This window comes from Aeromonas sp. sif2416, from assembly GCF_019218665.1.
GTDB classification, from domain to species: Bacteria; Pseudomonadota; Gammaproteobacteria; order Enterobacterales; family Aeromonadaceae; genus Aeromonas; species Aeromonas encheleia.
Window position 1 is genome coordinate 1 of sequence record NZ_JAHUXC010000071.1, and the last position, 212, is coordinate 212.

Consider the following 212-nt stretch of genomic DNA (forward strand, 5'->3'; position numbering starts at 1 on the left):
GGTCACCGCACCGCTGCCATCACCCACAATCACCGCACCGTCATTGACGCCGGTGATGGTGATGGTCACGGTGTGGCTGGTGCCGTCCAGGCTCTGTACGGTGAAGGTCTCGACCTTGGTCTCGCCCTCGCCCAGGTACTGCACCTTGTCGTTGGCGACTTCATAGCTCCACTTGCCAGCCGCATCGATCTCCAGCTGACCCAGGGCGCCGG

Annotated in this window: 1 protein-coding gene; it reads right to left on the bottom strand. The window is 63.7% G+C overall.

The window, feature by feature from the left end:
* Positions 1 to 212 (bottom strand): VCBS domain-containing protein (locus tag KW821_RS21975; protein ID WP_218292887.1); only part of this gene is annotated, 212 nt, incomplete at both ends.